At 37.9% G+C, this 617-nt stretch carries 1 pseudogene; it reads left to right on the top strand.

The features are described 5' to 3' along the window. Positions 1 to 617 (top strand): annotated as a pseudogene (locus BN338_RS12350) (hypothetical protein); the annotation flags it as partial.

Below are 617 nucleotides of genomic sequence, written 5' to 3'. Positions count from 1 at the left end.
CAAACAGATAGTGGACATTTGTGGAATTGTCGCGTTGAGGAAGAGTTAACAGATCTTTGCGACAAAAATGATGAAATATCGCAAGCTCGAAGTGAGGCTGGTAAAAAAGGCGCACAAGCAAAAATCAATAAAAAACAATATGTTAATGATTTTGCTGAAGCAAATGACAAGCAAAATGATGATTTTGCTGAAGCAAATGACAAGCAAAATGATGATTTTGCTGAAGCAAACAGCAAGCAAAATGTTTTTTTTGCTGAAGCAAACGCTAAGCAAAATCAAGCTAATCAGAATCAGAATCAGATTATTAATAAAAAAACTAATACTATCGTATTAGCAAAAAAAGAAATTGATGAGAGCTTTGATCAAAACACTGATCAGGTTTTGGAGCTTGTGTCAGAGCAAAGTGAATTATCATCAGAAAGCCCCCCTCCCATTCACGAGCAAGAAAGCGTTCTCAAAAAAGCAAAACAATCCAAAGCTAATCGCGGTTGTCGATTGCCTGCGGATTTTGAACCTGATTACGATTTTGCCATTGCAGAGGGCTTGCCTCCCGAACGTGTGAAAGTCGAAATTGCAAAGTTTCGAGATTATTGGAGCTCCAAATCAGGAGCAAATGC

The organism is Bartonella queenslandensis AUST/NH15, from assembly GCF_000312585.1.
Lineage (GTDB): Bacteria > Pseudomonadota > Alphaproteobacteria > Rhizobiales > Rhizobiaceae > Bartonella > Bartonella queenslandensis_A.
Note: the sequence above shows the minus strand (reverse complement) of the source record. Positions and strands in the feature narration are given on the sequence as shown.